Annotated in this window: 16 protein-coding genes and 1 rRNA gene; 4 read left to right on the plus strand and 13 right to left on the minus strand. The window is 73.9% G+C overall.

What is annotated here, in order from left to right; translation table 11 throughout:
- The 5 genes from NJC10_RS09435 to NJC10_RS09455 form a co-directional block, all read right to left on the minus strand.
- A 16S ribosomal RNA gene (locus NJC10_RS09435) occupies positions 1-325 on the minus strand; the annotation flags it as partial.
- Positions 326-1,051: 726 nt separating this feature from the next.
- Positions 1,052-2,380, minus strand: coding sequence for a tyrosine--tRNA ligase (gene tyrS, locus NJC10_RS09440; RefSeq protein ID WP_413466428.1), 1,329 nt, complete (start codon positions 2,378-2,380; stop codon positions 1,052-1,054).
- Between the two features lie 92 nt (positions 2,381-2,472).
- Entirely contained in the window at positions 2,473-4,761 is a 2,289-nt protein-coding gene (locus tag NJC10_RS09445) for a HelD family protein (RefSeq protein ID WP_319076199.1), read from the minus strand.
- 186 nt (positions 4,762-4,947) lie between these two features.
- The gene (gene argH, locus NJC10_RS09450) at positions 4,948-6,408 is read right to left on the minus strand and encodes an argininosuccinate lyase (RefSeq protein ID WP_319076201.1); all 1,461 of its coding nucleotides are present in this window, start codon (positions 6,406-6,408) and stop codon (positions 4,948-4,950) included.
- A 16-nt stretch (positions 6,409-6,424) separates the two neighbouring features.
- Positions 6,425-7,666 (minus strand): argininosuccinate synthase, encoded by a 1,242-nt coding sequence (locus NJC10_RS09455; protein ID WP_319076203.1) that lies wholly within the window; start codon positions 7,664-7,666, stop codon positions 6,425-6,427.
- Between the two features lie 575 nt (positions 7,667-8,241).
- Between NJC10_RS09455 and rpf the strand changes: the two genes are divergently transcribed.
- Positions 8,242-9,261 carry a resuscitation-promoting factor Rpf gene (rpf, locus tag NJC10_RS09460; RefSeq protein ID WP_319076204.1) on the plus strand — a complete coding sequence of 340 codons (1,020 nt, stop codon included), beginning with the start codon at positions 8,242-8,244 and terminating at the stop codon, positions 9,259-9,261.
- A gap of 135 nt (positions 9,262-9,396) precedes the next feature.
- Here the strand turns inward: rpf and argR are convergent, their stop codons facing one another.
- The 6 genes from argR to argC form a co-directional block, all read right to left on the minus strand.
- Positions 9,397-9,885, minus strand: coding sequence for an arginine repressor (gene argR, locus NJC10_RS09465; RefSeq protein WP_298987419.1), 489 nt, complete (start codon positions 9,883-9,885; stop codon positions 9,397-9,399).
- Complete coding sequence (gene argF / locus NJC10_RS09470) at positions 9,885-10,871, minus strand: ornithine carbamoyltransferase (RefSeq protein ID WP_319076207.1); 987 nt, start codon at positions 10,869-10,871, stop codon at positions 9,885-9,887. Before argF ends, argR begins: the two co-directional genes overlap by 1 nt.
- Positions 10,872-10,944: 73 nt before the next feature.
- On the minus strand, positions 10,945-12,204 hold the full coding sequence (locus NJC10_RS09475; protein ID WP_319076208.1) for an acetylornithine transaminase: 1,260 nt from the start codon (positions 12,202-12,204) through the stop codon (positions 10,945-10,947).
- Complete coding sequence (gene argB / locus NJC10_RS09480; RefSeq protein WP_319076210.1) at positions 12,201-13,172, minus strand: acetylglutamate kinase; 972 nt, start codon at positions 13,170-13,172, stop codon at positions 12,201-12,203. The genes NJC10_RS09475 and argB overlap by 4 nt, the downstream gene beginning before the upstream one ends.
- 11 nt (positions 13,173-13,183) lie before the next feature.
- Positions 13,184-14,344: a bifunctional glutamate N-acetyltransferase/amino-acid acetyltransferase ArgJ gene (gene argJ / locus NJC10_RS09485; protein WP_319076211.1), complete on the minus strand. Its 1,161-nt coding sequence runs from the start codon at positions 14,342-14,344 to the stop codon at positions 13,184-13,186.
- A complete protein-coding gene (gene argC / locus NJC10_RS09490) occupies positions 14,341-15,381 on the minus strand; it encodes an N-acetyl-gamma-glutamyl-phosphate reductase (RefSeq protein WP_319076213.1) in 1,041 nt (346 codons plus the stop codon). The genes argJ and argC overlap by 4 nt, the downstream gene beginning before the upstream one ends.
- Positions 15,382-15,443: 62 nt before the next feature.
- Between argC and NJC10_RS09495 the strand changes: the two genes are divergently transcribed.
- The 3 genes from NJC10_RS09495 to NJC10_RS09505 all read left to right on the plus strand — a co-directional run bounded on the left by NJC10_RS09495 (position 15,444) and on the right by NJC10_RS09505 (position 22,032).
- Complete coding sequence (locus NJC10_RS09495) at positions 15,444-16,448, plus strand: quinone oxidoreductase (RefSeq protein WP_319076214.1); 1,005 nt, start codon at positions 15,444-15,446, stop codon at positions 16,446-16,448.
- Between the two features lie 185 nt (positions 16,449-16,633).
- Positions 16,634-20,635, plus strand: a complete 4,002-nt coding sequence (locus tag NJC10_RS09500) for a Pls/PosA family non-ribosomal peptide synthetase (protein ID WP_319076215.1) — start codon at positions 16,634-16,636, stop codon at positions 20,633-20,635.
- On the plus strand, positions 20,632-22,032 hold the full coding sequence (locus NJC10_RS09505; RefSeq protein ID WP_319076216.1) for a M1 family metallopeptidase: 1,401 nt from the start codon (positions 20,632-20,634) through the stop codon (positions 22,030-22,032). The genes NJC10_RS09500 and NJC10_RS09505 overlap by 4 nt, the downstream gene beginning before the upstream one ends.
- 28 nt (positions 22,033-22,060) lie before the next feature.
- Here the strand turns inward: NJC10_RS09505 and NJC10_RS09510 are convergent, their stop codons facing one another.
- Together NJC10_RS09510 and pheT are read right to left on the minus strand one after the other, a co-directional pair.
- A complete protein-coding gene (locus tag NJC10_RS09510; protein ID WP_319076217.1) occupies positions 22,061-22,714 on the minus strand; it encodes a 4'-phosphopantetheinyl transferase superfamily protein in 654 nt (217 codons plus the stop codon).
- Between the two features lie 11 nt (positions 22,715-22,725).
- The gene (gene pheT / locus NJC10_RS09515; RefSeq protein WP_319076219.1) at positions 22,726-25,302 is read right to left on the minus strand and encodes a phenylalanine--tRNA ligase subunit beta; all 2,577 of its coding nucleotides are present in this window, start codon (positions 25,300-25,302) and stop codon (positions 22,726-22,728) included.
- Positions 25,303-25,304 lie beyond the last annotated feature (2 nt).

The following is a 25,304-nucleotide window of genomic DNA, read 5'->3' on the forward strand; positions in this document are numbered from 1 at the left end:
GTGTCTCAGTCCCAGTGTGGCCGGTCACCCTCTCAGGCCGGCTACCCGTCGTCGCCTTGGTGAGCCATTACCTCACCAACAAGCTGATAGGCCGCGAGTCCATCCATGACCGAAATTCTTTCCAACACCCACCATGCGGTAGACGTTCCTATCCAGTATTAGACCCAGTTTCCCGGGCTTATCCTAGAGTCAAGGGCAGGTTACTCACGTGTTACTCACCCGTTCGCCACTAATCCACCCAGCAAGCTGGGCTTCATCGTTCGACTTGCATGTGTTAAGCACGCCGCCAGCGTTCATCCTGAGCCAGGATCAAACTCTCCGTAAAAAAATTACAGAACGACCTCACAACACCCGGAAATAAGTGTCATGACATCAATTCAATCGCTGGCAGACCACCACCACTCACACGGGGGTGCGGGGTGTATGGTCAACCAATGTGTTAAAACAATTGGCATCAACAAACTTGGCACACTATTGAGTTCTCAAACAACAGGCGCTTCCAGACTCACCATCCCGCCTCGCGGAACGTTTCGCTCTGGAGCAACTTCTCCATCCTAGACCATCCGATCAGACCCTGTCAACCCCGTTTCCGAAGTCTTCAGCAACTGTTCACGTGATCCGGCTTCGCAACCTTACCACACGACCAGTTCCTGTCAACTCCGTCATCCGACGTCGTCACCCAGTGAAAATTCATGAAGAAGGCTACGAAAGCATACCACACGATCACCAGCAGTCAAACCAGATCATCTCTTCAGGAATACCAGCATCCCCTCACAGGAACACTGCACACTGTGTGAGCACATCCGCCCTGGACCTGCCATTCTCGGCAAGAATCCGCGGATTCCATGTTCTTCACCCGGCCGTCCGATTCCTCGAACCGCGCCTCAGCACGAGATGGAACTCTACACACACCCCGACCCCCACGCAAAATCGGGGTGCGATCGGCATGCGAGAGGCCCCGTCCTCCGCAGGATCCTGCGGAGGACGGGGCCTAGGGTCTCTGCCGGCAGGACGCTGGCGGCAGAGGCGGCGGCTGTGACGCCGCCCTCACTCACCGCGCGGTCAGATCCGCGCCGGCCATGTTCTTCTTGCCCCGTCGCACCAGGAGGTAGCGACCCGCGAGGGCGTCGGCCGCGCCGAACCTCTGCTCCGCGTCCGTCACCCGCACGTTGTTCACGGACGCGCCGCCCTCCTTGATGGTGCGCCGTGCCTCGGACGTCGAGGAGGCGAGGCCGGTGGAGACGAGCAGCTCGACCGCCGTCGCCGTGCCGGCCTCGCCCTGCCACTGCGCGGGATCCGCCTGGGGCAGCTCGGAGAGGACCGCGGCCAGCGTCTCCCCGTCCACGGTGGAGAGGTCCCCTCCCCCGAACACGGCCGCGGACGCGTCGATGACCTTCTGGGTCGCGTCCTCCCCGTGGGCCAGGGCGGTGACCTCCCACGCGAGCCGCTTCTGCGCCTCCCGGCGGAACGGCTCCTCGGCCACCTTCCGCTCGTACTCCTCGATCTCGGCACGGGTGAGGAAGGTGAACACCTTCAGCCGGGAGACCACGTCGGCGTCTGCGGTGTTGAGCCAGAACTGGTAGAACGCGTAGGGCGAGCACATCTCCGGGTTCAGCCACACGGCGTTCCCCTCGGACTTGCCGAACTTCGTGCCGTCCGCGTTCGTGATCAGCGGGGTCCCGAGGGCGTGCACGTGCGCACCCTCCACCTTGCGGATCAGCTCCGTGCCCGAGGTGAGGTTGCCCCACTGGTCCGAGCCTCCCGACTGCAGGCGCACCCCGTGGCGGCGGTACAGCTCGAGGAAGTCGTTGCCCTGGAGCACCTGGTAGGAGAACTCGGTGTAGGAGATCCCCTCCTCCGAGTGGAGGCGCTTGGCCACGATCTCCTTCTTGACCATGGTGCCCACGCGGAAGTTCTTGCCCACCTCGCGCAGGAAGTCGAGCGCGCTCAGCTGGGAGGTCCACTCGAGGTTGTTGACCATCGTGGCGGCGTTGTCCTCCTCGAAGGACAGGTAGGGCTCGATCTGCGCCCGCAGCGAGTCCACCCACGCGGCCACGGTCTCGCGCGTGTTCAGCACGCGCTCGGAGGTCTGCCGGGGATCGCCGATGAGGCCGGTGGCACCGCCGACCAGGGCGACGGGGCGGTGGCCGGCCAGCTGCAGGCGGCGCATGAGCAGCAGCTGGACCAGGTGGCCCAGGTGCAGGGACGCCGCCGTGGGGTCGAACCCGCAGTAGTACGAGATCGGCTCCCCGGCCAGCGCCTCCTCGAGGGCGGCCTCGTCTGTGGAGACGTGGACGAGCCCGCGCCAGCGCAGCTCCTGCCACACGTTCTCGAAGGAGGGATCGTTGGCCTGCTCCCGCAGGCGCTGGGCACGGTTCACGGTCGATTCAGCCACGCCGCCACCCTACCGACGTCCCGCTCCCCCGCGACGGCGACGCGCCGCCGTCGTGGGGGACCACGCCGACGCCGGCCTCAGCGGGGCACGGCGCTGAGGCCGGCGGGCAGCCGCGCCTCCTCCGCCGTGGAGACGATCGTCAGGGCCTGCGTGCACCGCGTCATGGCCACGTAGAGGTCGCCGACGACGCCGTGCGCGTCCTCCACGATCCGCTCGGGGGCCGCGAGGACCACGGTGTCGAACTCCAGTCCCTTGGTCTCGCGGGGACTCACCACGACGACCTCCACCCCGGGCAGCGGCGCCCGGTCCACGCGCGCCGCTCCCCAGCGCTCCCGCAGGGCGGCCAGCTGGGCGGGCACCTCGGCGTCGGGCACGATCACCGCGGTGAGCGCATCCGGGACCAGGTCGCGCTGGCGGGCGACGGCGTCGCCGACCAGCCCGGTGAGCGTGCCGCCCGGCTCCGCGACGAGCTCGGGGGCGTGGTCGCCCTCGCGCACCGCCTCGGGCTGCGAGACGGCGAGGCCGGCCGCCTGTGCCACCTGCGCCGCCCAGCGCGTCACCTGGGCCGGCGAGCGGTAGTTCACCGTCAGCTCCTCCAGCCGCCAGCGGTCCCCGAAGACCGGCGTGAGCGCCGCGTCCCACGAGCCGGCCGCGTCGAGCCGCGAGGACTGCGCGATGTCCCCCACCACCGTGAAGGACTTCATGGGGCAGCGGCGCGCGAGCAGCCGCCACTGCATCGGGGAGAGCTCCTGTGCCTCGTCCACCACCACGTGGCCGTACGTCCACGAGCGGTCGTGGGCGGCCTGGTCGGCCGTCGTCCTGCGGACGCCGCCGGGCTCGTTGGCCGCGGCGAGCTGCTCGGCGTCCACCACGCCGTCGATCCCCATGTCCTCGAGGCTCTGGTGCATGTTCTCCAGCGAGGCGCGCGCGTTGTCCACGTTGCGGCGGTGCTGCGCCTCGGACTCCCGGCCGGTCGGCGGGGCCTCCACGGCGCCGAGCAGCTCCGCGGCCTCGTCCAGGAGCGGCACGTCCGCCTCGGTCCACGGGGAGCCGGCGGGCCGCAGCAGCGCGGCGACGTCCTCGTCGGAGAGCCACGGGGCAGCCGCGCGCAGCAGGGGCTCGCGGGAGAGGAGGTCCCCGATGAGCCACTCCGGCGTCATCGGCATCCAGCACAGGTTGAGCGCCACCCGCACGTCGCGGGCGGTGCGCACGTCCTCCAGGAGGAGGTCCCGCTGCACGGGGGCGCCGGAGGACTTCTCCAGCTTCTTGCGCAGCTTCTCCGCGAGGTCTTTCACGAGGATCTTCACGAAGGTCGAGCGCGCCTCGTTGTGCGGCTTGCCCGTGGCACGGGCGCGTTCGCGAGCGCGCCGCACCATGGCCGGCTTGAGCTTGACCACCGTGCCGTCGATGTTCAGCCGGCGGGGCTCCACGAGGAGGCGCTGGCGCTGCGCGACGGCGTTCGCCACCACCTCTGCCATCTCGAGGCGGCCCTTCACCGCCGCGGCGGCCGCCCGCGGCTCCGGTCCGGCCTGGAACCCCGGCATGAGCGTGCCGAGCGAGGCCATCACGACGCCCGTCTCGCCGAGCGAGGGCAGCACCCGCTCGATGTACCGCATGAAGGCGGTCGAGGGGCCCACCACGAGCACGCCGGAGCGGGCCAGCCGGTCGCGGTGCGTGTACAGCAGGTACGCGGCGCGGTGGAGGGCGACGGCGGTCTTGCCCGTGCCCGGCCCGCCCTGGACGACCAGCGCGCCCGAGACACCGGCGCGGATGATCTCGTCCTGCTCCGCCTGGATCGTGGCGACGATGTCCCCCATGCGGCCCGTGCGGCGCGCCGTGACGGCGGCCAGCAGGGCGCCCTGGGAGTCCGGGCTGATGTGGTCGTCGTCCGCGAGCAGGCCCGGGTCCAGGATCTCGTCGTCCAGGTCCCGCACCTCGCGGCCGCGCAGCATGAGGTGACGCCGGCGGCGCACGTGCTGGCGACGGGCCGCCGTCGCCTGGTAGAAGGCACCGGCCTCGGCGGCGCGCCAGTCCACGAGGAGCCGCTCCTGCTGGGGGTCGGTGAGGCCGATGCGTCCGATGTAGCGCTGCTCCGACACGCCGTCCTCGTCCGGGTCCAGGTCGAGGCGGCCGAACACGAGCCGCTCATCGACGGCGTAGAGCTGGGCGAGGCGGTCCTCGTAGAGCGTGGCGAAGGCGTCCCGCTCGGAGTGGTTCTGGAGCGATCCCTCGAGCCCGGTGCGGCGCACGCGGGCGAGCTGCTCCTCCTTCTCAACGCGCAGGGCGTCCAGCCGGGCGTAGCGCTCGGCCACCCGCCCCTGTTCGAGTTCGAGCTCCGTCTGGCGGGCGGACACGACGTCGGTCATCGCGGTGGTCCTTCACAGGGGCGGTCGGGGGTGGGCGGGCTCGGCGCGCCGCGCACCCGGTGGAAAAGTGACCACCCATGCTACAGCGACACAGATGAACGACAGATGGCCGCGCGGTGGACCTCCCCGCACGGCCATCCCCGTCCCATCCGGGCCCCGGCGCCCCCGCGAGGGCACCGGCGCGCCTCACCGCGCGTCGACCACCGAGCCCCGGCTGGCCGCGAACGCCCGGAGGGGCTCCAGGGCTGCGGCCAACGCCTCGATCTGCGCGGCAACGGCCGAGGGGGCCGTGCCGCCCTGCCCGCTGCGCGAGGCCAGGGAGCCCTCGGTGCTGAGCACCTCGCGCACCGCCGGCGTCAGGTGCGGGGAGATCCGCGCGTACTCATCGTCGGGGAGGTCCCACAGCTCGACGCCGCGGGCCTCGGCCGCCTGGACGGCCTCCCCCGAGAGCTCGTGCGCCTCGCGGAAGGGCACGCCCTGACGGACGAGCCACTCGGCGACGTCCGTGGCGAGCGCGAAGCCCTGGGGGGCCAGCTCCGCCATCCGCTCGGTGCGGAAGGTCAGCGTCGCGATCATCCCGGAGACCGCGGGGAGCAGCAGCTCGAGGGTGTCCGCGGCGTCGAACACGGGCTCCTTGTCCTCCTGGAGGTCCCGGTTGTAGGCCAGGGGCATCGCCTTGAGCGTGGCCAGCAGGCCTGTGAGGTCGCCGATCAGACGTCCGGACTTGCCGCGCGCCAGCTCCGCCACGTCCGGGTTCTTCTTCTGCGGCATGATCGAGGACCCCGTGGAGAAGGAGTCGTGCAGGGCCACGAACCCGGCCTCCTTCGTGGCCCAGAAGATGACCTCCTCGGAGATGCGCGAGAGGTCCACGCCGATCATGGCCGCCACCCACGCGAACTCGGCGTAGACGTCGCGGGAGGCCGTGCCGTCGATGGAGTTCCACACGGCCGAGTCGAAGCCGAGCTCCGCGGCCACCGCGTTCGGGTCCAGGCCGAGGGAGGATCCGGCCAGTGCCCCCGAGCCGTACGGAGAGACCGCGGCGCGGGCGTCCCAGTCCGCGAGGCGCTGCAGGTCCCGGGCGAAGGCCCACGCGTGGGCCAGCAGGTGGTGGGACAGCAGCACCGGCTGGGCGTGCTGGAGGTGGGTGCGCCCCGGCATGGGCGCGTAGGGGTGGGCCTCGGCCTGGGCCAGGAGGGCGTCGATCGTGTCGAGGACCCCCCGCGCCACGATCCGGGCGTGGTCCCGGAGGAACATGCGCCCGAGCGTGGCCACCTGGTCGTTGCGCGAGCGGCCCGCGCGCAGGCGCCCGCCCAGCTCCGGCCCGGCGCGCTCGATGAGACCGCGTTCGAGGGAGCCGTGCACGTCCTCGTCCGAGGCCGAGGGCGCGTACGCGCCCGAGCGCACGTCCTCCTCCAGGCGGTCCAGTGCCGCGAGCATGTCCCCCAGCTGATCCGCCGTGAGCAGGCCGGCCGCGTGGAGGACGCGGGCGTGGGCCCGCGAGCCCGCGATGTCGTAGGGCGCGAGCCGCCAGTCGAAGTGTGTGGACTTGCTGAGCGCGGCGAGGGCCTCCGAGGGTCCCCCGGCGAAGCGGCCGCCCCACAGGGCGCCCTCATTCGTGCCGTGCCGCGGCGTGGACTGCTCCGTCACGTGTCTCCCCTCGCGATCAGTCGTTGCTCAGGCGGGCGACGTCGGCGAGGTCGGCGTTGCCGGCCAGGCGCTGCTCGCGCTCGGACGCGGTCTTGGCCGAGAGCCCGAAGATGTCGATGAAGCCGCGGGCCGAGGACTGGTCGAACGCGTCGCCCTCGTCGTAGGTGGCGAGGTTGAAGTCATAGAGGCCCGTCTCGGAGCGGCGGCCCTGCACCGTGGCGCGGCCGCCGTGGAGCTCGAGGCGGATCTCGCCGTTCACGTGCTCCTGAGTCGCGTCGATGAAGGTGTCGAGGTTGCGCTTCAGGGGGGAGAACCACTGGCCGTCGTAGACCAGCTCGGTCCAGCGCTGCTCCGCCTGGCGCTTGAAGCGGGCCTGCTCGCGCTCGAGGGTGACGTGCTCGAGCTCGCGGTGGGCGGCGATCAGCGCCATCGCGCCCGGGGCCTCGTAGATCTCGCGGGACTTGATGCCCACGAGGCGGTCCTCCACGATGTCGATCCGGCCCACGCCCTGGGCGCCGGCGCGGCGGTTGAGCTCCTCGACGATCTGCAGCGGCGAGAGCGCGCGGCCGTCGAGGGCGGTGGGGACGCCCTTCTCGAACGCGATCGTGACCACGTCCGGCGCCGGCGGGAAGGCGGGGTCGTCGGTGTAGTCGTAGACGTCCTTCGTGGGCCCGTTCCAGATGTCCTCGAGGAAGCCGGTCTCGACCGCGCGGCCCCAGACGTTCTGGTCGATCGAGAAGGGGTTCTTCTTCGTGGTGGCGATCGGCAGCCCGTTGCGCTCCGCGTAGTCGATCGCCTTGTCGCGGGTGAGCGCGAGGTCGCGCACGGGGGCGATGCACTTCAGGTCCGGGCCGAGGGTCTGGATGGACACCTCGAAGCGCACCTGGTCGTTGCCCTTGCCCGTGCAGCCGTGGGCCACGGTCGAGGCGCCGAACTGGCGGGCAGCCGCCACGAGGTGGCGGGAGATCACGGGGCGCGAGATCGCGGACACCAGCGGGTACGCGTCCATGTACAGGGCGTTCGCCTTCAAGGTGGGCATGCAGTACTGCTCCGCGAACTCGTCGCGCGCGTCCGCGACGTAGGCCTCCACCGCGCCGCAGTCGAGGGCGCGCTGGCGGATGGTCTCGAGGGACTCGCCGCCCTGGCCCACGTCCACGGCGACGGCGACGACCTCGGCACCCGTGGCCTCCGCGATCCAGCCGATGGCCACGGAGGTGTCCAGGCCTCCTGAGTAGGCAAGGATGATGCGTTCCTTCACGATGAACTCCTTTGTCTCCTGTGTGCTGCGTCCGGGGCGGGCGCGCGGGCCCGGTCGGCCCCGCACTGCTGACCGATCGTACCCAGTCTTTGCATAAATATTCAATGCGTCGCATATGGAACCCCCGCGGCGCAGGGATGACGTCTGCCACACATCGAGCGCGTCCGGACCCCCTCGATGCACGGGGGGACATCCCCCGGGGGCACGCCCCCTCCACCGTTGTCCACACCCCTGGGTGGACGGATCGCGCGGCAACGAGCCGCTTCATGCCGGATCGTCCGACCGGGATGGGCGATACGGAGCGGATCGTCCTCGCATACAGCCCTTCGGTCCCTCCCGGCCGCCGCCACGGGTGCCCGATTTGACGGGCCGCCCCCGAAGGGCGTTGACTCGTTCGTAGCCGATTCGTGATCTCACCGTTATCTGCCTGAGCGGATGACGCGATGATCTCGTGATCGAAACGCTTCGTCGGTCGCCCGCTGTGGGGTCGTCCCGAGCCGACGGAGTCTTTGACCCGACCAAGGAGTAGACGACCCCGGTGCGCCCCGGCCCGCCGAACAGCGAGGACTCGACACATGGACATCATGACTCTCTTCGCTTCTTCCGCCACCCGCTCCCGCCGTGCGACCGCGACCGTCGTCGCCGGCATGACCCTGGCCGGTGCTGCCGCTGTCGGCGGCGCCGTTCCCGCCCAGGCCGCCTCGGTGGCCACCTGGGACCGCCTGGCCCAGTGCGAGTCCGGCGGCGACTGGTCCATCAACACCGGCAACGGCTTCTACGGTGGCATCCAGTTCACCTACTCCTCCTGGCGCATGGTCGGTGGCTCGGGCTACCCGCACCAGGCCTCGAAGGCCGAGCAGATCAAGCGCGGCGAGATGCTCCTCGACATGCAGGGCTGGCGCGCCTGGCCCGCCTGCTCCAAGAAGCTGGGCCTGACCGCCTCCGATGCCGCGGGCACCCCGTCCGTGGCCGTCGAGCGCACCGCCACCGTGCAGCGTCAGGATGCCGCTGCCGCCGAGCGTGCCGCTGCTGAGCGCGCCGCCGCCGAGCGTGCCGAGCGTGCCGAGCGTGCCGAGCGTGCCGAGCGTGCCGAGGCCAAGCGTGCCGCAGCCGCCGAGCGCGCCGAGGCCAAGCGTGCCGCCGCGGAGCGTGCCGAGGCCAAGCGTGCCGCAGCCGCCGAGCGCGCCGAGCGCGCCGAGGCCAAGCGTGCCGCAGCCGCCGAGCGCGCCGAGGCCAAGCAGGCCACTGCTGAGCGGGCCGAGGCCCAGCGTGCCGCCGCCGCGGAGCGCGCCGAGGCCAAGCAGGCCGCTGCGGAGCGCGCCGAGGCCAAGAAGGCCGCTGCCGCGAAGTCCGCTCCGGTGAAGGCTGCGGCTCCCGCGGCCAAGGCCGCCCCCGCCGCCAAGGCTGCGAAGGCCGCTCCCGCCGTCAAGGCCGAGCAGACCGTCGTGGTCGTCAAGGGCGACACCCTGAACAAGCTGGCCGCCGAGCACGGTGTCGACGGTGGCTGGAAGGCCATCTACGAGGCCAACAAGGACCTCATCGAGGATCCGAACCTCATCTTCATCGGCCAGGAGTTCGTCCTCCCCCAGGCCTGATGAGCCTCGCGTGACCCTCAGCGTCACGCACCACAAGAAGGCCCCCGCCGTCCGGTGGGGGCCTTCTTGCGTGTCCGGAGCGGTGGCGCCCACGCCGGCGGCCGGCAGGTGGACGCCCCGGGGCGCCGGTCCCGGTCAGCCGGCGAGGCCCAGCAGCCGGGAGGCCACGACGGGTGCGTTCTCCGAGCCGGCCGTGATCAGCAGGATGGTGTCGTCGCCGGCGATCGTGCCGAGCACGTGCTCCACCCGGGCGTGGTCGATCACGCTGGCCAGGAACTGGGCGGCCCCCGGCGGGGTGCGCAGCACGACCAGGTTCTCGCTCGGCTCGGCGGAGATCAGCAGCTCGCGGGCCATGCTCGCCAGGCGGCCCTGCTGGGACTCCGAGCTGCGCGGCGGGACCGCGGACTCCTCGCCCTCGGCCGGCACCGCGTAGACCATCCCCGCGGCGCCGCGCACCCGGACGGCGCCCAGGTCCACGAGGTCGCGGGAGAGGGTGCCCTGGGTGACGGAGAGGCCGCGATCCCCCAGGGCGGCGGAGAGCTCGGCCTGCGAACGGACCTCGCGCGTGGCCAGCAGCTCGCGGATCGCGGCCTGCCGGGCGGTCTTGGTGGTCGGCACGGCCATCAGCGCGCCCCCTCCGCCGTCGCGCGCGGATCCTCCGCCAGCCCGGAGCGGTACAGGAGCCAGGCCATGAGGGCCTTCTGCGCGTGCAGGCGGTTCTCCGCCTCGTCGAAGACCACCGAGGCCGGGCCGTCAATGACGTCGGCGCTCACCTCGTAGCCGCGGTAGGCCGGCAGGCAGTGCAGGAAGATCGCGTCCTCGGCGGCCCGGGCCATCGCGGCCCCGTCCACCTGGTAGGCGCGGAAGAGGGTGAGCCGCTCCTCCTTCTCGTCCTCCTGGCCCATGGAGATCCAGGTGTCCGTCACGACCACGTCGGCGCCGTCCAGGGCCTCGCCCGGATCCGAGGTGATGAGCACCGAGCCGCCGGTCTCGAGGGCACGCTCCCGAGCGGCCGCCACGACGTCCTCGGCGGGGAGGAAGCCGGCGGGGCCGGCGATCCGCACGTGCATGCCCGCCGTGACGCCGGCCAGGAGGTAGGAGTTGGCCATGTTGTTGGCCGCGTCCCCCACGTACGCCAGGGTCAGGCCCGCGGTGCGGCCCTTGTGCTCCCGCACCGTGAGGAGGTCGGCGAGCAGCTGGCACGGGTGGTAGTCGTCGGAGAGCGCGTTGACCACGGGGACCCGGGAGTGGGCGGCCATCTCCTCGAGACCGGCCTGCGCGAACGTGCGCCACACGATGATCCCGACCATGCGCTCCAGGACCTGGGCCGTGTCCGCGACGGACTCCTTGTGGCCCAGCTGCGACTCCCCCGGATTGACGATCAGCGGGCTGCCGCCGAGCTCCGCGATCCCGGCGGAGAAGGACACGCGGGTGCGCGTGGAGGTCTTGTCGAAGAAGACCACGCCGGTGCGGGGACCCGCCAGCGGGCGGTGCAGGAAGCGGTCCTCCTTCATCTCCAGGGCCAGGTCGAGGACCTCGGCCTGCTCCGCGGGGCTCAGGTCCGTGTCCACCAGGAAGTGGCGGGTCGGGGGGTGGGGGGCGGTGCTCATGGGGTCTCCTCCCGGAGAGGTGGGGCGGACGGGTGGGGCGGGCGGGCCCGCCAGGTCGGTGGCGCGAGGTCGCTCAGGCGGCGGCCACGAGGGCCGGCAGCGAGTCCGTGAAGCGGTCGAGGTCGGCCCGCCCGATGGTCAGGGGCGGGGCCAGGCGCAGGGTGGCGGGACCGGTGGCGTTGAGGATCCATCCGGCGTCGAGGCCGGCCCGCACGACGCCGGGGGCGAGCCCGCCCTCCGGGTCCGCGCCCGCCCTCTCGGCGAGGTCCACGCCGATCCACAGGCCGTAGGCGCGCACGGCGCTCACCTCCGGCAGCGCCGACAGGCGGGCGGCCAGGCGCACGCCCTCCGCGCGGACACGCTCCAGCAGCCCCTCGGCGCGGATCGTCTCGACGACGGCCAGGCCGGCCGCCGTTGCGAGTGGATTGCCGCCGAACGTGGTGCCGTGCTGGCCCGCGGTGAGCAGGCCGGAGGCTCGCTCGCCCACGCATACGAGCGCGCCGATCGGCACGCCGCCACCCAGGCCCTTCGCAAGGGTGAACGCGTCCGGGAGGACGGGCACGTCCGAGCCGGTGACCTCCGGGCTCTGGAAGCCGAACCACGCCCCGGTGCGGCCCATGCCGGACTGCACCTCGTCGAGGATCATGAGGGCGCCGGCCTCACGGGTGGCCTCGCGGACCCCGGACAGGTAGCCGGCGGGCCAGCCGTGCACGCCTGCCTCGCCCTGCACGGGCTCCAGCAGCACGGCCGCCACGGTGGCCCCGTCCGCGTCCGGGGCGAGCGCGGCGCGCAGCGCGGGAAGATCCCCGCCCGGGACGTGCTCGACGCCGCCGGGCAGCGGCTCGAAGGGGGCGCGGTAGGCCTGCTTGTGGGTGAGGGCGAGGGCGCCCATGGTGCGGCCGTGGAAGGCCCGCTCGAGGGCGATCACCCGGGTGCGCCGCCCCGAGGGGTCCTCGCCGCCGTGGCGGCGGGCCAGCTTGAAGGCGGCCTCGTTGGCCTCGGTGCCGGAGTTGGCGAAGAAGACGGTGGAGCCCTCGGGTGCGCCGGCCGCCGCGAGCAGCTCCTCCGCGAGCCGGACCTGCGGCTCCGAGGTGAAGAGGTTGGAGACGTGCCCGAGCGTGCCGACCTGCTCGGTCACCGCGCGCACGATCGCCGGGTGGGCGTGGCCGAGCGAGTTCACGGCGATCCCGGCCAGCAGGTCCGTGTACTCCTTCCCGTCCGCGTCCCACACGCGGCTGCCCTCCCCGCGCACCAGGACGCGCGAGGGGGGCCCGAACACGCCGGTCAGGGAGGCGCCGTAGCGCTGGAGCAGCTGGGACTGGGTGGTGCTCATGCGTCCTCCTGGCCCGGGGCCGGTGCGTCGTCGTCGGGGACCACCTGGGTGCCCACGCCCGCCGACGTGAACACCTCCAGCAGCATGGAGTGGGGCCGGCGGCCGTCCACCACGTGCGCGCGCTGCACGCCGGCCTCCACGGCGTCCAGGCACGCGGCCATCTTCGGGATCATGCCCGAGGCCAGGGAGGGCAGCAGTGCGCGCAGCTGGCCGGCGGTGAGGGAGCTGATGAGGGATCCGCGGTCGGGCCAGTCCGCATAGAGTCCCTCGACGTCCGTGAGGAGGACGAGCTTCGTGGCCCCCAGGGCGGCCGCGAGCGCGGCGGCGGCCGTGTCGGCGTTGACGTTGAGCACGTGGCCGGTGGGGTCGCCGTCCGGCCCGATCTCGGGGGCGACGGAGGAGACCACGGGGATGCGCCCGGCGTCGATCACGTCCCGGATGGCGGCGGGGTTCACCCCCGTCACCTCGCCCACCAGCCCGAGGTCCACCTCGACGCCGTCCACGACGGCGCCGGTCCGGCGCGCGCGGAACAGGCCGGCGTCCTCCCCCGAGGACCCCACCGCGTACGGCCCGTGCGAGTTGATCAGTCCCACGAGCTCGCGGCCGACCTGGCCGGTGAGGACCATGCGCACCACCTCCATGGCCTCCGGCGTGGTGACGCGCAGTCCGCCCCGGAACTCGGAGGAGATCCCGAGGCGGTCGAGCATCGCGTTGATCTGCGGACCGCCTCCGTGCACCACCACGGGGTGCACGCCCACGTGGTGCAGGAACACCACGTCCTCGGCGAACGCCGCCCGCAGCTCCTCCGAGACCATGGCGTTGCCGCCGTACTTGATGACCATGGTGGTGCCGGCGAAGCGGCGGATCCACGGGAGTGCCTCCACGAGGACCTCGGCCTTCGAGGCGGCCCGCTCGAGGCGGTCCGCCGTGGAGAGCACGGGCGGGGCGGCGGTGGGGTTCTCGCTCATGTCGGGTCTCCTCACGTGGAGTAGGCGGAGTTCTCGTGCACGTAGTCGTGGGTGAGGTCGTTGGTCCACACGGTGGCCTCCGCGGAGCCGGCGTGCAGGTCGATCTCCACGCGCACCTCCCGGGCGCCCAGGTCCACGAGGGAACGGTCCTCCCCCACGCCGGAGGCGCGGCACACCTGCACGCCGTTGAAGGAGACGTCCAGGGCGTCCGCGTCGAAGGGCGCGAGGGCCTCCGGCACGGTGCCGACGGCCGAGATGACGCGTCCCCAGTTCGGGTCCTGGCCGAACACGGCGGCCTTGAAGAGGTTGGACCGGGAGACCGCGCGGGCCACCGCCTCGGCGGCCGCCTCGGTGCTGGCTCCCACCACGCGGATCGCGATCTCGTGCGACGCGCCCTCGGCGTCGCCGATGAGCTGGCGGGCGAGGTCCGCGCACACCCCGCGCAGCAGCTCGGTGAACTCGCCCGGATCCGGCGCGGCGCCCGAGGCGCCGGAGGACAGCAGCACCACGGTGTCGTTCGTGGACATGCAGCCGTCGGAGTCGGCGCGGTCGAACGTGGTGCGCACGGCCTCCCGCAGCGCGGCGTCGAGCACGGCGGAGGGCAGCAGCGCATCCGTGGTGAGGACGCACAGCATGGTCGCCAGTCCGGGCGCGAGCATGCCGGCGCCCTTGGCCATGCCGCCGATGACGTAGCCCTCGCCCGTCGCCAGCGCCTGCTTGGGCACGGTGTCCGTCGTCATGATCGCGACGGCGGCGTCCCCGCCGCCGTCGGCGGAGAGCGAGCCCGCCGCCGCAGAGACGCCCTCGAGCAGGAGCGGCATCGCGAGGCGCTCGCCGATCAGACCCGTGGAGCAGACCACGACGTCGGCGGGGTCCACGGACAGGGCCGCTGCCGTGTGCTCCACCGTGCGCCGGGCGTCCTCGAGGCCGGCCGCGCCCGTGGCCGCGTTGGCCCCGCCCGAGTTGAGCACGACGGCGGCGGCGCGCCCGTCCGCGAGCGCCGCGCGGGAGAGGCGCACGGGGGCGGCCGCCACGCGGTTCGTCGTGAACACGCCGGCGGCGGCGTGCTGCGGCCCGTCGTTCACGACGACGGCGACGTCCGGCCTCCCCGACGGCTTGAGCCCGGCCGTGACGCCGGACGCGCGGAACCCCTGTGCTGCGGTGACGCTCACGGCGCGACCCCCTGGTGCTCGAGCCCGGTCTGCTCCGGCAGTCCCAGGGCGATGTTCATGGACTGCACGGCGCCGCCGGCCGTGCCCTTGGTGAGGTTGTCGAGGGCGGCGGTGACGATCACGCGCCCGGCGCGCCCGTCCACGGCCAGCTGCAGCTGCACGTGGTTGGAGCCCAGCACGGCCTTGGTGGCCGGCCACTGCCCCTGGGGAAGCACGTGGACGAAGCGCTCGCCCGCGTAGGCGGCCTCCCACGCCGCGCGCACCGCGTCCGGCGCGACCCCGGGGCGCAGGCGCGCGGTCGCCGTCGCGAGGATGCCGCGGGGCATGGGGGCGAGGGTCGGCGTGAAGCTGATCTGCACGCGCTCCCCGGCCGCCTGGGACAGGCCCTGCTCGATCTCGGGGGTGTGCCGGTGCCCGCCGCCCACGCCGTAGGGGCTCATGCCTCCCATGACCTCGGAGCCGAGCAGGTGCGGCTTGGCGGCCTTGCCCGCGCCCGAGGTGCCGGACGCGGCCACGATCACGACGTCGGAGGTCTCGAGCAGGCCCGCCGCGAACCCGGGGGCCAGGGCCAGGATCGACGTCGTGGGGTAGCACCCGGGGACGGCGATGCGGCGGGCGCCGGTCAGCCTCTCGCGCTGGCCCGGCAGCTCGGGCAGGCCGTAGGGCCACGTGCCCGCGTGCTCAGATCCGTAGAAGGCCTCCCAGTCCTCGGCGGACTCGAGGCGGTGGTCCGCGCCGGCGTCGATGACGAGCGTGTCCGGGGAGCGCTCCGCGATCTGCGCGGCGAGCGCGCCCGAGGCGCCGTGGGGCAGGGCGAGGAGGACGACGTCGTGCCCGGCGAGCACGTCCGCGGTGGTCTCCTGCAGCACGCGGTCCGCGAGGGTGTGCAGATGCGGCTGGAGGGCGCCGAGGCGCTCCCCCGCGTTCGAGTGCGCCGTGATGGCGCCGATGCTGACCTCGGGGTGGGCCGCGAGCAGGCGCAGGGCCTCTCCCCCGGCATAGCCGCTGGCGCCGGAGACGGCGACGGTGTGAGTCATGGGCCCACCCTACCTGGTGTATGCGAGATACGGAATATGTATGCGATCGTACAGTGGACGGCATGAGCCTCGAGCACGCCTCCCCCGCCCACCCCTCCACCCACCACGCCGTCGTCGTCGCCTCCGCGGGCGGACCCGAGGCACTGGCGTGGACCGAGGTCCCCGTGCCGACGCCGGCCGCCGGGCAGGTCCTCGTGCGCACGGCGGCGGCGGGCCTGAACTTCATCGAGACGTACCAGCGCTCCGGCGTGTACGCCGTGGACGTCCCCTTCACCCCCGGCACCGAGGGTGCGGGCGAGGTCGTGGCCGTGGGCGACGGCGTCGACGGCTCCCTCGTGCGGCGCCGCGTGGCGACGGCCGCCGGGCACGCCACGTACGCCGAGCACTTCACAGCCCCCGCCGACCAGCTCCTCGACGTGCCGGACGCCATGGACCTGGCCGACGCGGCGGCCCTGCCCCTGCAGGGCATGACGGCGCACTACCTGTGCCGCTCGACGTTCGAGGTGTCCGAGGGGCACACGGTGGCGCTCACCGCCGGCGCGGGCGGCGTGGGCCTGCTCCTGACCCAGCTGGCGGCGGCCCGCGGGGCGCGCGTGATCGCCGCCGCCTCCACCGAGGAGAAGCGCGAGCTCTCGCGGGCCGCCGGGGCACACGCCGCCGTCGGCTATGCGGAGCTGAGGGACGCGGTCCTCGAGGCCACCGGCGGAGAGGGGGCGCACGTCGTCTACGACGGCGTCGGCCGGGACACCTTCGAGGCCTCGCTGACGATGCTGCGCGTGCGCGGCCTGCTGGTGCTCTTCGGGGGCGCCTCCGGCCAGGTCCCCCCGTTCGACCTGCAGCGCCTGAACTCCGGCGGCTCGCTCTACGTGACCCGGCCGTCCCTGGCGGCCTACACACGCACCGCCGAGGAGACCCGGCAGCGCGGCGCAGAGCTCTTCTCCGCGTGGACTCAGGGCTCCCTCGACGTGCGGATCGGCGCCCGCATCCCGCTCTCCGACGCCGGACGCGCGCACGAGCTGCTCGAGTCCCGCGCGACGACCGGCAAGGTGCTCCTGACGCTGCCGTGACCCCGCCGTGACGGTGTCACGACGTCCTCGCGGGGCGGCGCGGAAGAGCCTCCGCCGCCGCCCGGGGACGGAGGACACCGAGCACGAGTCGTCAGGTGAACTACATTGGGCTGGTTCGGCGGCCCGTCGTGAATCTCCCGACGCCGCGCCGCCCACCCATCGACTGACCCTTCATCGGAGGTCCCATGACCGAGCCGACCGCCCGCGTCCACCCGCCCCAGCTCCCCGGATCCGACCGCACCCCGCCCCCACGGACCCTCCTCGACCTCTTCGAGGCCACGGTGCGTGAGCATCCCGACTCCCCCGCCCTCGACGACGGCCGCGAGCAGCTGACCTACGCGGAGCTGCACGAGCGCGTGCTGGAGTCCGCCCGCTTCCTCGCGGAGCGCGGCGTGCGGCCCGGGGACCGGATCGGCGTGCGGATCGCGTCCGGCACCGTCGGCCTCTACGTCTCCATCCTCGCCGTGCTGGCCGCCGCCGCCGCCTATGTCCCCGTGGACGCGGACGACCCGGAGGAGCGCGCCCGCCTCGTGTTCGGCGAGGCTCGCGTGGCCGGGATCCTCACGGACGAGCGCGTGCTGAGCGCCTCCCGCGAGCCCGCCGCCGACGTCGGGACGGGCGATCCCGTGCGCCCGGGCCTGGGCGACGACGCGTGGATCATCTTCACCTCCGGCTCCACGGGCACCCCGAAGGGCGTGGCCGTCTCGCACCGCTCCGCCGCCGCGTTCGTGGACGCTGAGGCGCGGATCTTCCTCCAGCAGGACCCGCTCGGCCCCGGCGACCGCGTGCTGGCGGGCCTCTCCGTGGCCTTCGACGCCTCCTGCGAGGAGATGTGGCTGGCCTGGCGTCACGGCGCATGCCTCGTGCCGGCCCCCCGCGCCCTCGTGCGCTCGGGCATGGACCTCGGCCCGTGGCTGGCCGAGCGCCGGATCACCGCCGTCTCCACGGTGCCCACCCTCGCCGCGATGTGGCCGACCGAGGCCATGGACAACGTGCGTCTGCTCATCTTCGGCGGCGAGGCCTGCCCGCCGGAGCTCGCCGCGCGCCTGGCGGTGGAGGGCCGCGAGGTGTGGAACACCTACGGCCCCACCGAGGCGACCGTGGTGGCCAGCGCTGCCCCGCTCACGGGCGAGGGGCCCGTGCGCATCGGCCTGCCGCTGGACGGCTGGGACCTCGCCGTCGTCGATCCCGCCACGGGGGTCCCCGTGGCCGCGGGCGAGACGGGCGAGCTGATCATCGGCGGCGTGGGGCTGGCCCGCTACCTGGATCCCGCGAAGGACGCCGAGAAGTACGCTCCCCTGCCCTCGCTGGGCTGGGAGCGCGCCTACCGCTCGGGCGACCTCGTGGTCTTCGACCCCGCGGGCCTGCTGTTCGTGGGCCGCGCCGACGACCAGGTGAAGCTCGGCGGCCGTCGCATCGAGCTCGGCGAGGTCGACGCCGCCCTCCAGGCACTGCCCGGGGTGCACGGCGGCGCGGCCGCGGTGCGCTCCACCCCCGCCGGGCACCAGATCCTGGTGGGCTACCTCAAGCCCGGCGGTCCGCTCGAGGACTTCGACCTCGCGGACGCCCGCGAGCGCCTCACCGAGGAGCTGCCGGCCGCCCTCGTCCCGCGCCTCGCCCTCGTGGAGTCCCTGCCCACCAAGACCTCCGGCAAGGTGGACCGCCACGCCCTGCCCTGGCCCCTGCCGGGCGCCGAGGCCGCGGACGAGGACGCCCCCGAGATCGACGAGTCCACCCCAGCGGGCTGGGTCCTGCGGCAGTGGGCGGACATCCTCGGCCAGGCCCCCGCCGGGCCGAAGACCGACTTCTTCGCCGCCGGCGGCGGCTCCCTCGCCGCGGCGCAGCTCGTGGCACGACTGCGCCAGCGCCACCCCGCGGTCACGGTGCAGGACGTGTACCGCCACTCCAAGGCCGGCGCGCTCGTCGCCGCCGTCGTGGGTGAGGAGGGCGACGCCCCGGGCATCGAGGTGCACGACCGCCACGTGGCCCGCACCCGGCACCGCACGCAGTGGGCGCAGACCCTCGTGGGCCTGCCCGTGTTCGTGCTGCCCGCGCTCCGCCTGGGCGTGTGGACGGGCCTCGTGCTCAACGTCCTCGCCCTGACCGGCCTCGCCCCCGGGCTGCCGACCGTGTCGTGGTGGGTGCTCGGCGTGGCGGCCCTGCTCGTCGTCACCGCACCGGGCCGCATGCTCATCGCCGGCCTCGCGGCGCGGCTGCTGCTGCGCGGCGTGGAGCCCGGCTCCTATCCGCGCGGCGGCCGCGTCCACCTCCGCCTGTGGCTGGCCCAGCACGTCACGGACCTCGTGGACCCGTACTCGCTCGCCGGCGCCGCGTGGGTCCCGGCCTACGCCCGCCTGCTCGGCGCGAAGATCGGCCCGGACGTGGACCTGCACTCGGTGCCCCCCGTGACCGGCCTGCTCGAGATCGGCGAGGGCGCGTCCATCGAGCCGGAGGTCGACCTCTCGGGCTACTGGGTGGACGGCGACGTCGTCCGGATCGGCCGGATGCACGTGGGCGCCGGCGCCGTGGTCGGCGCCCGCACGACGCTGATGCCGGGGGCCCGCGTGGGCGCCGGAGCGCACGTGGAGGCCGGCTCGACCGTGGCCGGCCGCCTGCGCGGCGGCCAGCGCCACGCCGGATCTCCCGCCGCCAAGGTGGGCAAGGTCAAGGCGGACGGGCCCACCGTGGCGCCGCCCCGGGCCACGGGCTGGCGCATCGCCTCCACCGTGGGCTCCACCGTGCTGGCCCTGCTGCCGCTCGTGGCGGCCACCGCCGCGCTCGCCGTGGGCGCGTGGTCCCTGGCGTGGTGGCCGGAGGCGGCCGCCGCGGCCACCCCGCTGGCCGCCGTCGGGCAGACCGCCCTGCGCCTGCTGGCCGCCTCGCCGCTCATGGCGGCGGTGTGGTTCGGCACGCAGATGCTGCTGGTCCTGCTGACCGTGCGCGTGCTCTCCGTGGGCATCACGGAGGGCCACCACCCCGTCCGCTCGCGGGTGGGCTGGCAGATCTGGGCCACCGAGCGTGTCCTCGACGCCGCGCGAGACCAGCTCTTCCCCCTCTACGCCTCGCGCTTCACGCCCGTGTGGCTGCGCTGGCTCGGCGCGGAGATCGGCCGCGACGTGGAGGCCTCCACCGTGGTCCTGCTGCCGAAGTTCACCCGCGTGGGCGACGGCGCGTTCCTCGCCGACGACACCATGGTCTCCTCCTACACCCTGCAGGGCGGATGGATGCACGTGGGCCCGGCGAAGGTGGGCAAGCGCTCCTTCGTGGGCAACTCGGGCATGGTCCCGGGCGGGCGCACCCTGCGCCGGGACTCCCTCGTGGCCGTGCTCTCCACGACGCCGGCCAAGACGAAGGCCGGCTCCTCCTGGATGGGCTCTCCACCCGTGCGCCTGCGCCGCACCGAGGTCGCTGCGGACGCGGCCCTGACCTACGACCCGCCGGCCCGGCTCAAGGCCGCGCGCACCGCGTGGGAGCTGCTGCGCGCCATCCCCGTGTGGCTCCACGTCGCCCTCACCATCGCCGTCGGTGCGGCACTCGCCGCGCTGGCCGCCGTCGGGGGCTGGCTCCTGGCCGCCGTGCTGGGCGGGGTCGTGCTGCTGGCCGCGGGCGCGGTGGCGGCCGGCATCACCGTGCTGGCGAAGAAGCTGTTCGTGGGGCGCATCCGCACCTCGGAGCACCCGCTGTGGTCCTCGTTCATCTGGCGCAACGAAGTGGCCGACACGTTCACCGAGTTCCTCGCCGCCCCGTGGTTCGCCCGTGCCGCCGCCGGCACCCCCGCACTCGTGTGGTTCCTGCGGGCGATGGGCGCGCGGATCGGGCACGGCGCGTGGGTCGAGTCCTACTGGCTGCCCGAGGCCGACCTCGTCACCCTCGGCGACGGGGCCACCGTGAACCGCGGATGCGTGGTGCAGACGCACCTCTTCCACGACCGCGTCATGGCCCTCGACGAGGTCACCCTGGGCGACGGCGCCACGCTGGGCCCCAACTCCGTGGTCCTGCCCGCGGCGCGCCTGGGCGCGGGCACCACCGTCGGCGCCGGCTCGCTCGTCATGCGCGGCGAGGACCTGCCCGCCGGCACCTGGTGGCTCGGCAACCCCGTCGCGCCGTGGCGCATGCCGGACGGACCGGTCGCCCTCGTCGAGCACGGAAGCACCGCCGCCCCCGCCACCACCGCAGAGGAATCATGAGCACGGACCCCTACATCCCCGGAGTCGGCACGGACGTGGCGACCATCGAGCACATCGACCTGACGCTCGACGTCCGGCTGGCCGCCAACCGCGTGGCCGGCGTGGCCGTGCTGCGCGTGCGGCTGCGGCGCCAGACCTCGAGCGTCGAGCTGGACCTGCACCGCCTCGCGGCGCAGTCCGTGACCGGAACGGTGGACGGGCGCACGCTGAAGGTCCGGCACTCCCAGCCGCGCCGCACGCCGCACCGCCTCGTGGTGCAGCTGGGCGAGAGCCTCCCCGAGGGCGCCCTCGTGGAGCTGACGGTGACGTACGCGGGCACCCCCGCGCCGCGCCGCAGCCCGTGGGGCACCATCGGCTGGGAGGAGCTCACCGACGGCGTCCTCGTGGCCGGGCAGCCGCACGGCGCGTCCACGTGGCTGCCGTGCATCGACTCCCCCGCGGTCCGCTCGACGGCACAGATCACCCTGACCTGCGACGCCGGCTACCTCCCCGTGGCCAACGGGACCGGCCGGCCCGTGCGCACCCGCGGCTCCCGCGTGACGTGGCAGTGGCGCATGGACCGGCCCGTTCCCGCGTACCTGCTCACCGTGCAGATCGGGCGGTACCGCCGCGTGGACGCACCGACGGCCGTGCCCGTCCCGGCCGGCAGCGGGGCGCACGCGGCCACCTCCCGTGTGGCCGCCGACGCCGACGCGGGCCTGCCGCCGCTGAGGCTCGTGGTCTCGCCCCGCCAGGAGCAGCGCGCCCGCGCCGCGCTGGCGCCCCAGGCGCGGATGATGGCCGCGTTCGTGGACGCCTACGGCGCCTACCCATTCGAGGAGTACACCGCCGTCGTGGCGGACGAGGTCCTCGAGATCCCGCTCGAGGCGGCCGGCATGTCCCTGTTCGGCACCAACCACCTGGACGGCTCGTGGGAGTCGGAGCGGCTGATCGCCCACGAGATGTCCCACCAGTGGTTCGGCAACGCCGTGACGCTGGGCCGCTGGTCGGACCTGTGGCTGCACGAGGGCTTCGCGTGCTACTCGGAGTGGCTGTGGGCCGAGGCGTCGGGCCGTTCCAGCATCGCCTCGATGGCCCGCCGCGCGTGGCACCGGCTGCGCGAGGAGCCGGAGGACCTCGTGCTCGTGGACCCCGGGCCGCGGGACATGTTCGACGACCGCGTGTACAAGCGCGGCGCCCTCACCGTGTTCGCGCTGCGCGAGCTCCTCGGCCCGCGCGCCTTCCGCGACATGGTCCGGGCCTGGGTGGCGCAGCACCGCTTCGGCACGGTGGACACCGCCGCGCTGCGCGCCCACGTCCGCGCGTGGGCCGAGGCGGAGGGCGTGGAGGGATCAGACGTCGACGCGCTGTTCGAGGCGTGGACCGCGAGGGCGCCGCTGCCGGCGTTCCCGGGCTGACGCCGGCGGCGGTTGCGCCCGCGCGCGGTCATCGTCCGCGTCGCACCCGGAAGGCCAGCGCCCCGACGGCGCCGGGGACGACCGTGTCGTCGAGGTCGACCACGCGCACGCCCGCGGGAGGCCGCAGGGCGGGGACGTCGGTCGGATCACCGGTGAAGCCCGTCCCGGCGGCCTTCACGACCGCCTCCTTGCGGGTCCACAGCACCGCGCGGGCGGCCGGGCGGGCGGCCTCGTCGTGATCCGCGAGCCAGCCGCGCTCCCGAGGCGAGAAGGCGACGTCCCCGAGCGCGGCGTCCGTCGCGAAGGCCGGCGCGTCCTCCCGCTCCAGGTCCAGCCCGAGGCCGGCCCCCCGCCCCGCTCCGGCCCACCACGCGCCGAGCCGGACGCGCATGCCCGGCGCCCCGGGCACCGCCACGTGCGTGAACGAGACGAGCGCGCAGCGGCCGGTCGGCAGCCCCGTGAGGGTGGGCGCCCCGTGGTCCGTCCCCCCGCAGGCCGGGCACGCGTGCCCCAGCCCCAGCGGGCCCACCGGCTCCCCCCACACGTCGGCGAGCGCCGACGCGATCTCCTCCAGGAGGGCGGCGGAGGCGGCGACGGCCGCCCCCGCGGGTGCGGAGACGGCCGTCGTCAGACCCCAGCGGCCCGGAAGGCCACCCGGGGCGGGAGCGTGGCGCGCGCCCACGGGAGGACCGTTCAGCGCTGCACCGCGCCGTGGCGCCGGGCCGCGAGCTCGGTGGCCGCGGCGCGGGCCTCGGAGGCCTCGTCCGCGGTGAGCGTGCGGTCCGGGGCCCGGAAGCGCAGGGAGAACGCCAGCGACTTCGTGCCCTCGGGCACCCCCGGCCCCTCGTACACGTCGAACAGCGCGACGTCCTCGAGCAGCTCGCCCGCCCCCTCGGCGAGGGTCGCGCGCACGTCCCCGGCCACCACGGCGGCGTCGACGACGAGGGCGACGTCCTGCGTGCTGAGCGGGTACGTGGAGATGGCCTCGGCGACGACGGCCTCGGGCGCCGCCGCGGACAGCGCGTCCAGGTCCAGCTCCCACGCGCTCAGGCGCGCGGGCAGGTCCTCCGCCTCGAGCCACTGGGGGTGGAGCTCGCCGGCCACGCCGACGACGGCCGCGCCGTCCGCGACGGCCACGACGAGCTCGGCGGCGCGCCCGGGGTGGAATGCGTGGTGCGCGCCCTGCCGGACCGTGAGCTCGACCCCGAGCAGGTCCGCGACGTCCAGCGCGGCGGACACGGCGTCCTGCCAGTCCACGGCGCGCCCGGCGGCGCCGGGGCCCACGGGGGCCTCGTGCCCGACGAGGACACCGCCCACGTGCCACGGCTGCGCGGGCACGCCGGAGGTCAGTCCCTCGAGCACCTCGGCGGAGGGGTGCACGCCGCGCGGCGGCACCTCGGGCGAGCCGAGCGCGCCCGAGGGCAGGAACACGCGGCCCACCTCGGCCAGCGCGAGGTCACGGAAGCCGCGGCCCAGGTTGCGGCGCGCGGTCTCCACGAGGCCCGGCAGCAGCGAGGTGCGCAGGAACCGGAACTGGGAGGAGATCGGGTTGGCGAGCGAGACCGTCTCGAGCGCGTCGGCGGCCGCATCCGTCGCGGCGCCGAACCGGCGGTTCTGCTCCTCGGAGACGAACGGGTACGTCAGGACCTCGGTGTGCCCGCCGGCCGCGAGCGCGGCGGCGACGCGGCGGCGCTGGGCCTGGGCGCGCGTGAAGCCGCGGCCCGGGGGCGCGACCGGGACCACGGAGGGGATCTGGTCGTAGCCGCGCAGGCGCGCGACCTCCTCGACCAGGTCCTCGGGGATCTGCAGGTCCGTGCGCCAGGACGGAGCGGTGACGCGCAGCAGCGGCGCACCGCCGTCGCCGGTCTCGCCGACCTCCACCTCGGCGCCGAGGGAGCGCAGGGTCTCCACGACCTCGTCCGCGGTGTACTCCACGCCCACGCGGGCGGTCGGGTAGTCCGCCGCCATCTCGACGACGGCGGGGGCCGGGCGCTCGCCGACGTCCGTGACGCCCTCGGCGGCCACGCCGCCGGCCAGCTCGACGAGCAGCTGCACGGCGCGCTCGGCGGCCTCGTCCGCGACCTCCCAGTCCACGCCGCGCTCGTTGCGCTTCGAGGCCTCGGAGGGCAGGCGGTGGCGGCGGCGGGTGCGGGCGATGGAGACCGGATCGAAGTTGGCCGACTCGATCACGACGGCCGTGGTGGCGTCCGAGACCTCGGTGCGCTCCCCGCCCATGACGCCTGCCAGGCCCACGGCGCCGGCCTCGTCCGCGATGACCAGGTCCTCGGCGTCGAGGGTGCGCTCCTTGCCGTCGAGCGTGGTGAGGGTCTCCCCCGGGGCCGCCCGGCGCACGGTGATGCCGCCCTGGAGCTTGTCCGCGTCGTAGAAGTGCAGCGGCTGGCCCAGCTCCCACATGACGTAGTTGGAGATGTCCACCGGCAGGGAGATGGAGCGGATCCCGGCCAGGCGCAGCCGTGAGGCCAGCCACGGCGGCGTCGGACGGGAGGCGTCCACGCCGGTCACGGTGCGGGCCACGAAGCGCGTGCAGCCCGGGTTCCCGTAGATGGGCGCGTCGTCGTCGAGCGTGACGGGCACGCCGGCGTCGTCGGCCGCGGGCGGGGTGACGGCCTCCGCCGGGTCCGTGAACGGCCTGCCCGTGGCGTGCGCGTACTCGCGGGCCACACCGCGCATCGAGAACACGTAGCCACGGTCCGGCGTCACGTTGATCTCGGCGGCCTCGTCCCGCAGGTCCAGGACGTCGCGCACGTCGGCGCCGAGCTCCGGGTCCAGGCCGAGGGTGGAGAGCACCAGGATGCCCTCGTGGTCCTCGCCCAGGCCGAGCTCGCGGACGGAGGCCATCATGCCGGCCGAGACGTGGCCGTAGGTCTGGCGGGGGCTGATGCGGAAGTCGCCGGGCAGGACGGCGCCGGGCAGGCACACGGCCACCTTGTCCCCGACCTCGAAGTTCTGCGCGCCGCACACGATGCCCTGCACGCCGGAGGGGTCGACGCCCTCGCCCGTGAGGGTCTGCTCGGCGCCGTCGGGCACCACGCGGACGGAGCACCAGTTGATGGTCTTGCCGTTCTTCTGGGGCTCGGGCTCCTTGGTGAGCACCTGGCCCACCACGATGGGGCCCTCGAGCTCGGCGGCGGGACGGTGGACGTCCTCCTCCTCGAGGCCGACGCGGACGAGGTCCGCCATGACGTCCTCCGCGCGGTGGTCGGCGGGGACGGGGACGAACTCCCGGAGCCAGTTCAGGGGGATGCGCATTG

It is taken from the genome of Micrococcus sp. M4NT (assembly GCF_033790745.1).
Classification (GTDB): Bacteria; Actinomycetota; Actinomycetes; order Actinomycetales; family Micrococcaceae; genus Micrococcus.